Raw genomic sequence first — 8,712 nt, 5'->3', positions numbered from 1 at the left:
CCGCCGCTATACCACCGCGAACGTGGACCAGCTGGTAGAAAAACTGAAGGGGCCGGAGAAGCGCGTGTCGGTCATGCTGGGCGTGCCGTATTACTGGCGGAGCATGAAGAACGACACGGAGAACAATCCCGCGTTGCATGCGCTGATCAAAAAATCCGACATCATCATGCCCTGGGCCGTAGGCCGTTACAGCAGCGGGAACTACGCGCAGGTAGCCGGCGTGGAGCTGGCGGCCGATATCCAGTGGTGTAAAAATAACAACGTGTCGTATGTTCCGTTGGCGTTCCCCGGTTTCAGCTGGGGCAACCTGAAGAACGATCCCGCGCAATACAACTCCATCCCGAGGCTGAAAGGCGATTTCCTTTGGCAGCAGGTGGCCGGCGCGAAGATCTCCGGGGCGAAGTCGCTGTATGTGGCCATGTTCGACGAAATCGACGAAGGCACGGCGATCTTTAAATGCGCCCGGGAAGGGGAGCTGCCACTGCATGGCGACCGCCGTTTCATCGGCATTGAAGCCGATCTCCAGAGTGATCATTACCTCTGGCTGACCGGCCAGGCCGCCCGGTGGTTCCATGGCGAAGGCGGTTTCAGCGCCACTAAACCCGTACGGAATTGAGCGAAACCATATAACTGGTGTTACACACATGTATGCCCCCCATGGTCTGTTCACGGGCTGGGGGGCTTTTCATTTCGGTTGGCTGAAACGGCATTCCGGTGGAAGGAATTAACGGTTCAGGAGTGCAGGTATTCCCAGGTATGGCGCAGTGGCTACTTTTGGGTATTGGTAACCCCTAACATTTTTTCTGCCATGTTTAAAATCAGTATCGCCGTTCTGGCCACAGGGCTCCTGGCTTTTTCCGCCAGCAGCATCATTTCCCGGCTGGGTGTTTCGGATGAAGACGCCCATAAAACCATCGACCGCAACCTGCTTTCCGGTAAAATGGAGCTGATCGCGGCGTATAAAGCCAAGCAGATCCCAGCAGGCGAGCGCGCCCAGGCCGTCAAAGAGATGGGAGACTACATCAAAGCCTACGTTTCCACGCCGGAATATAAAGCGGCGTATGTGGAGGAATGGGAAAAGGAGGCGCCGAAAGATGCGAACGCCAAGCTGAGGGCGGCTATCAAAAAGAGCGAAAACGATTACAAGGAATTGGAGAAAATCCATGAAACCGCCGAAGCGGAATACAAGGAAAGCTACGCCGAAGCGCTGAAAACGATGAAAGATCTCATCAATGCCCTCAAAGACCCGAAGCACAAGATGCACAAAATTTATGTGCAGTCGATGGTGGGAGAGGTGCCCGGTCCGCCCACGGCTGCTTTCAAAGCCGAACTGGCGAAGTTCGAAGAAAAGTATCCCGGTACGGTGGAAGGCATGCTCAAGCTGCGCCTGAAATCGTTCCTGGCCTTGTCGGCCGACATCGACTTCAATGCCACGCTGGTGAAAAAAGGCAATAAAATGATATTCGAGGATCCGGCGCTGGAAAAGAGAAGCGCCGAATGGAAGCAATGTTTCCGCGCCGGGCCCGAAGCCGTGAAAGCCGCACGCGCATACGCGGAACAATGGCTGAAGGAGCTGCCATGATCTGATGCATGATGTATGTGCCGAAGGCGCCCCGGCAACGGGGCGTCTTTGTTTTTATAAAATATCCCGCGAAATAACGGCGGCAAGTCCTAAGTTTGTCTGTAAGGAAAGAGAATACAACTATGAGAATACTACTTGCGATCATGACGATCCTGGGGCTGCTGGCGGCCCCCCGCGCCAGGGCGCAACAGCCGGTCCTGACGGGCGCCGACCAGACGGAGGTATACCTGCCCATGCTCAAAGGAAAGAGGGTGGGGCTGCTCGTCAACCCCACGTCTATAATCGGTACTACGCCGATCGTCGACAGTTTGCTCAAACGCGGCGTCAACATTAAAATGATCTTCGGGCCGGAGCACGGTTTCCGCAACAATGCGAGTAACGGAGCCGAAGTGGCTGACGAGATCGATCCGCAGACGGGCATCCCCGTGGTATCATTATACGGCAACCGCCGCAAGCCCGAGCCCGCGCAGATGGCGGCGCTGGATGTGCTGGTGTTTGACCTGCAGGATGTGGGCTGCCGTTTCTATACGCTGATCAATTCCCTCCGCGAGATCATGGAAGCCTGTGCAGACGCGGGCAAGCCGCTGGTGATCCTCGACCGCCCCAATCCCAACGGGTTTGTAGACGGTCCGATCCTGGATATGTCGCTGGAATCGGGGATCGGGCGCTTCCCGGTGCCGATCGCACATGGCATGACCATCGGTGAATTTGCGCAAATGATCAACGGGCAGGGATGGATGCGCAACAAAAAGAAATGCGATATCCGGATTGTCAAATTGAAAAATTACCGGCATGATATGGACTACACGTTGCCGGTAGCCCCTTCGCCCAATCTCAATTCGCAGCAGTCGATCGTGTTGTACCCATCGCTGTGCTTATTCGAAGGCACCATCCTCAGCCAGGGCCGCGGCACGCATTTTCCGTTCACCGTACTGGGCGCGCCGGCGTTCAAAGGGAAATACGATTTCTCCTTCAAGCCGGTAAGCATACCCGGCATGAGCGAATCGCCGCTGCATAAGAACGTTACCTGCTACGGCCTCGACCTCCGTACGTTCGACATCACGCCCTGGCGCAGGCGCGGGCAGATCAATATCGGCTGGATGATCGACTTGTATAAAGCTTATCCGAATAAAAAAGATTTCTTCAACCGCAGCCTGAGCAGCGCGATCGGCAATATCGATTTCCTTGCCGGTACGCGGGAATTCCGCAGGCAAATAGAAGCAGGCGCCACGGAAGCCCAGATACGAAAGAGCTGGGAGCCGGGGCTGAACCGGTATAAAGAGATGCGGAAGAAGTACGTGTTATACCCCTGATTTTTCATAACTGCCAACTTTTCTTGAAGGCCCGGGAACGGGCCTTTTTCTATTTTTTTAGAGAAGTTTTCAAGACTTTAATAAATCGAAATAAAATATAACATGGATGTGCCAAGAAAAAGTAAAAAAATGGAAGTTTTAACAATATATTTGTAAGGATCGAAGAGAAACCAGAATTCTAATCGTAAAAAACACGTATCTCATTCTCAAGTTGAAAAACGCAGCTTCAGCGAGCCTGGCTTTGTGAAAACCGTTATGTTAATCCAGTCCGACTGAGCGCTGAAACCATATTTTATTATCACCCGCATTTGCGCGGCACATCGTGCGAAGGGTAATCAAGGAAAACTATTTCACAGAAAAAAATCATCGAGGTATAGCATATGTCAGGCATGGAAATAGTCTACACGTTGCATACAGCTAGTCAGTTTTATCACCGGTAAGGAAAGATGCGTTGCTACTTTTTATCAGCATCATTCCTGCATGGTTATCACCGTTATCAATTCAAGTAACAAATCGAATCGAAGTATGAGGCATTTGTCTGACAGTGAAGCAAACATCCCGTAGCATACGTATATGCGGCTGCGCAAATAATCTTTTGCGGTAATCCTGAGATTTTATCATCTGAAAACGACGTGAACAACGCCGATCGGCACTGCCATGCCTGCAACCGATTGATACTTTAAAAGGAATGGTTATGATATGCTGTTTACGGGGCCCCTGAGGCCTCATTCATTCATCCCATCATAAACGCCGGCAACGGAATCCCATCCGGCCGGCCCAACTCATTTGCTTTTACACAAACCAAACCAATATGCTATTCCATCAATCAAAATCCCTGCAGCTGAAAAGCTGCAACCGGACGGTGAGGCGCATCGCGGGGATCGTCCCCGCCGCACTGTCTGTCTGCCTGCTGATGGGCTACGCCTCCCAGGGCATCGCCCGGGCTCCCTACGAAGCCGCGGCTTTCGACCGTAAAATCACCGGCCGCGTAACCGACGGCACCGGCGGGGGCCTCCCCGGCGTTACCATCGCCCTCAAAGGCGCCAGCACCGGCACCGTCACCGACGTAAACGGCGAATATTCCCTCAATGTGCCCGACACCGGCGCCGTGCTCATTTTCCGCTTCGTGGGCTACAACACCCAGGAAGTGGCCGTAGGCAGCCAGGCGCGGGTGGACGTGGTGATGACCACATCCGCCAAAGGCCTCAATGAGCTAGTGGTAGTGGGCTACGGCACCCAGAAGAAAGTGAACCTCACTGGCGCCGTAACGGCCGTAAGAGCCGAAGAGCTGGTGAACCTCGCGCCCTCCAACCTTTCCAACGCCCTCGCCGGCCGCTCCCGGTGTAAACGTGACGAACGCCTCCGGTATGGCGGCCGCCTCTTCCAGCATCCGCATCCGCGGCGCATTCGGCGATCCGCTGTTCGTGATCGACGGGATCGTTCGCGATAAAGAAGCTTTCGACGCGCTCGAAGCCGCGGAGGTGGACCAGATGAGCTTCCTGAAAGACGCCGCCACGGCCGCTATCTACGGTTCGCGCGCAGGGAACGGCGTTGTGCTGGTGACCACCAAAAAAGGATCCAGCTCCAAACCCGTCTTCAACTTCCAGACGAACTATACCACCAACCGGCCCACGATGAAGCTCCACTCCGATAAAACCACCGCCACGGACGAGCTCATCTATCAAAACCGCGTTGCAGAATTCCAGGGGCTCACATTGCCCAACGGACAGCGGGAATTCGATTACTTCAAAGACAAAAGCTATAACGTTAACGACTTCATCTGGCAGAACCCCTGGAGCATGCGCCACTCACTCAGCGTAACAGGCGGCAGCGACCGCATCCAGTACTACTCCATGCTCAGCTACCGCGGCGAAGAAGGCTCCTACAAAAGCCTCGAGCACAAAAAGGTGAACATGCGCTCCAACGTTACCGCCAAAGTATCCGATGCGATCAAGGTAAACCTCAACGTGTCGGCCTTCCAGGAAAACCAGGACCGCTTCTTCTGGCCCTTCGGCGGGTCCGAGAACGACGATGAGTTCGACGTATCCGACATCTACCGCGTAACCTTCAACTGGCCCAAAACCTATCCGTTCTACCTTACGGCAGACGGCAAGCCGGCCGATCATATCACCCAGTTCCCCGTACAACCCGTAATGGGCAGCTGGCAAATGTGGAACGTGATCGACCAGGTACAGGGCGACCGCTACATCAACCTCCGCAAGCGCAACCTGAACACCATCCTGGGGATCGATATCGACCTGAACAAATACGTGAAAGGCCTCTCGTCCAAAGTCGTGGGCAACTACGTGGCGGAAGACTATATGCGCAAACGTTACATGACGTACCAGAAAGCGTATTCCTTCATCCCGGCTGATCCTTCCGGCAACCGGTTCATTCCCGGTCCGCCGAGCGAAGACAAAACCGTGATCTTCAACTTCAGCCAGAACCAGCCGTTCATGGACTACCGCATCGCCACGTTCTGGAGCTACCAGTTCAACTGGTTCCTGAACTACAACCGGAACTTCGGCAAGCACGGAATCGACGCGCTCGTGGTGTTTGAACAGGCGGAAATGGGAGGGAACGGCGCCGTGGCCAGGGCCGAAAACCCGATTCCCATCGATAACATCGACCAGTCGTTCGCGTACTCCGCCGACCGCCTCTTCCGCGACGCCAGCGGCTTCGATTCCATCGGCGCCCGCCAGTCCTGGATCGGCCGCGTGAACTACAACTATGCAGGCAAATACATCGCGGAATTCTCTTTCCGGTATGACGGCAATACGTTGTTCCCATCCAATTCCCGCTGGGGCTTCTTCCCGTCGATATCCGCCGCATGGCGCATTTCCGAAGAGAATTTCTTTAAAAACACCACCAGCTTCTTCGACGAGCTGAAGATCCGCGGTTCGTACGGGACTACGGGCAACGACCTGAACGTGGCCGACAGGCGTATTGCCGCGTTCTCTTACCTGAACTACTTCGTGAACTCCGGCACCTACATGTTCGGCGACCGGCTGTACACCACGGTAGGGCCCGGTCCCGTACCCAATCCGAACCTGACCTGGGCCACTTCTTCATCTTACAACGCCGGTCTGGATTTCTCTATTTTCAAAAGCCGCCTGAACGGTACGGTGGATGTGTTCCTGCGGAAGGAAACCGACATCCTCGGTTCCCGCGAGGTGAAACTGCCCGACAGCTACGGTATGCAGCTGGCACCGGAGAACTACGCCGCGCGTTCCTGGAGAGGGGCCGATTTTACGCTGGAATGGCGTGACAGGGCCATCGGCAACCAGTTGAATTACTCCATCACCGGTAACCTCGGTTTTGCCAGGGACCGTTGGGATACCTATGATGAAGCGCCGTTGTTTGCGCCGGGCCAGAACCGCAACTTCGAGTCGCGCGTGGGCCGCCCGGAAAACAGGCTCGTGGGCTACAGGGCTTCGGGGATCATCCGCACCCAGGAGCAACTGGATGCTTTGCTGGCTAAAGGATTTACGCAGTTCGGCCGCGCACCGTACCTGGGCGCGATCCTGTATGAAGATATCCGTGGCGGCGGCTTTGCGCCCGGCGCGGATGGCAAGGTGGACGCCAACGACGTGGACCTGCTGTCGACCAACAACACTCCCCGCGTGAACTTCGGGATGGGCATCAACCTTTCCTGGAAAAACTGGGCTTTGCAGACCTTCTTCCAGGGCGTAACATCTTACGACCGGATGATCAGCAACCAGGAAGGCGGCGGTATGCGCCAGCACGGCGGCACCGTTCGCCCGTATTACCCCATCTGGGCGGGCGACGTTTGGACGGCTGATAATCCGCAGGCCGAATATCCCCGTGTAGTGGGTAACTCCGGCTGGGCGGAAGCGGGCGCAGCGGCATCTACCTTCTGGATCCGCAACGGCGCTTACTTCCGTATGAAGATGCTGAACCTTGGATATAACCTGCCGAAACCCTGGCTGAGAAAAATCGGCCTGACCAGCGCGCAGTTGTATTTCAACGGCTCGAACCTGTTCGTGTTCTCCGGCATGAAAGAATTCCATGATCCGGAGCAGAAAAACTACGATTCGTATCCTGTGATGAAAGCGTTTACGTTCGGCGCAGATATTAAGTTCTAAAAAAGCATGATCATGAAAAAACAAGTAATAGCTTTTGCGCTGGCGGCCGGCATGTTCGCTTCCTGCAAAAAAGTGCTCGATATAGAAAACATCAATTCCTATAAACCGGAACAGGTGTGGAATGATGAAAACCTGGCCAACGCTTACATCGCCAATATCTACACGGTATTCGGCAACTGGAGCACAGGCGAGGACCGGTTTTCCGAACAGGTGGTGGGTATTCCCTGGACAACGGATTTCATCCAGCCCAACAACAGCAACTTCAAATATTGGGATTATTCCCGCATCCGCCTCATCAACCAGGCCATCATCGATGTCCAGAATGGCAGGCTGAAAACTTCCGTGAAGGAAAGCATCACCGCCCAGGCGCTCTTCCTGCGCGCCTACATCTATTTCAGGATGGTGATCCACCACGGTGGCGTTCCGTACCTGAAAGTGCCGCAGGACCGGTATACCGATGACCTGTACATCCCGCGCAACTCCACCGCCGAGTGCTTCGATCTCATCATCAAGGATATCGACGATGCCATCGCGCTGCTGCCGGAATACAACGGTCCCACTTCGGCCGACTACGGCAAGGTCGACGATATGTTCGCCCTGGCCTTCAAAGCCAAAGTGCTCCTGTATAAAGCTTCTCCCCAGTTCCATTCCACCAATCCCTGGAACAACGCGGATTGGGCGGCGGCGTATACCGCCAATAAAAAGGCTTACGACGACCTGAAAGCGAAAGGCTTCCGGCTGGTGGACGACTATTCCAACATCGCGATCGTGGAAAAAGGCCCCGAAACCGTGTTCCCCGTTATCAACCAGTACCCCAGCAAGGTGGCCAACTGGGATAATGGTGTCCGTCCTGGTTCGGAAAGCCGCGGCCCCGCATCCGCCGTACCTACCTGGGAATTCGTGAAGATGTTCCCGATGAAGGACGGCCTGTTGTACACCGATCCCGCGAGCGCGTATCACAAAACCGATTCGGCGTTCCGCCAGTCGTTCTGGGAAAACCGCGATCCCCGTTTCAACAAATCCGTTGTTTGGAACGGCAAGAGCTATCCCGTGAGTGGCAAGGCCAGCAAAAGGCTGTATACGATGCTGGGCATCGTCGATCCGCTGGATGATTTCGGTGTGAACCCTGCCGCGGGCATCAACTCATCGAACCGCGACCGCTACTCCGGTTTCTTCATCCTGAAGAACAGCCTGCTGCGGCTCACCGGTGCGCAGGTGCTGCAGTACGACGTGGATTATGTGCTCATGCGCTTTGCGGAAGTGATGCTCAACTACGCTGAAACCGCCAACGAAACCGGCCGCCTGGCAGAGGCGCTCGATATCCTCAAACAGATCCGCGAGCGGGCAGGCATCGAGCCGGGGGCTGATGGAAACTACGGTATCAAGGCTGCCAACCGCGAACAAATGCGCGACGCCATCCTGGCCGAAAGGAACATCGAGCTGTGCTTCGAAGGCCACCGATTCTGGGACCTCCGCCGCCTCCGCAGGCTCAATGTGCTGAACGGCACCACCAAACACGGCCTGGAAGCTATTACCATCGAGGCTGACAGGACGGATATGGACCTGACGAAAGCCGCAGGACTGGCCGCCACCAATTCCCTCACGGAAACCAATTTCCGTTTCGTGGAACTGCAGGTGCCCAACACCGGCGTAAGAGTGAACACGGTCCCCAATACGTATTATTTCTTCCCGATCCACCGCGACTGGATTG

The 8,712-nt window shown here is 55.2% G+C and carries 5 protein-coding genes and 1 pseudogene; all 6 read left to right on the top strand.

Annotation, left to right across the window (positions count from 1 at the left end):
* Positions 1 to 616: pseudogene (locus Q0510_RS07400) on the top strand (hypothetical protein); the annotation flags it as partial.
* 192 nt (positions 617 to 808) lie between these two features.
* The gene (locus Q0510_RS07395; protein WP_298709666.1) at positions 809 to 1,582 is read left to right on the top strand and encodes a hypothetical protein; all 774 of its coding nucleotides are present in this window, start codon (positions 809 to 811) and stop codon (positions 1,580 to 1,582) included.
* Between the two features lie 122 nt (positions 1,583 to 1,704).
* A complete protein-coding gene (locus tag Q0510_RS07390) occupies positions 1,705 to 2,895 on the top strand; it encodes a DUF1343 domain-containing protein (RefSeq protein ID WP_298709664.1) in 1,191 nt (396 codons plus the stop codon).
* Between the two features lie 811 nt (positions 2,896 to 3,706).
* Positions 3,707 to 4,345 carry a carboxypeptidase-like regulatory domain-containing protein gene (locus Q0510_RS07385; protein WP_298709662.1) on the top strand — a complete coding sequence of 213 codons (639 nt, stop codon included), beginning with the start codon at positions 3,707 to 3,709 and terminating at the stop codon, positions 4,343 to 4,345.
* Positions 4,245 to 7,001, top strand: a complete 2,757-nt coding sequence (locus Q0510_RS07380; RefSeq protein ID WP_298709660.1) for a SusC/RagA family TonB-linked outer membrane protein — start codon at positions 4,245 to 4,247, stop codon at positions 6,999 to 7,001. Before Q0510_RS07385 ends, Q0510_RS07380 begins: the two co-directional genes overlap by 101 nt.
* 12 nt (positions 7,002 to 7,013) lie before the next feature.
* Positions 7,014 to 8,712, top strand: a 1,699-nt coding sequence (locus Q0510_RS07375) for a RagB/SusD family nutrient uptake outer membrane protein (RefSeq protein ID WP_298709658.1), incomplete at its 3' end; no start/stop codon positions are given.

Origin of the sequence: uncultured Chitinophaga sp., from assembly GCF_937874145.1 — a bacterium.
Lineage (GTDB): Bacteria > Bacteroidota > Bacteroidia > Chitinophagales > Chitinophagaceae > Chitinophaga.
Note: the sequence above shows the minus strand (reverse complement) of the source record. Positions and strands in the feature narration are given on the sequence as shown.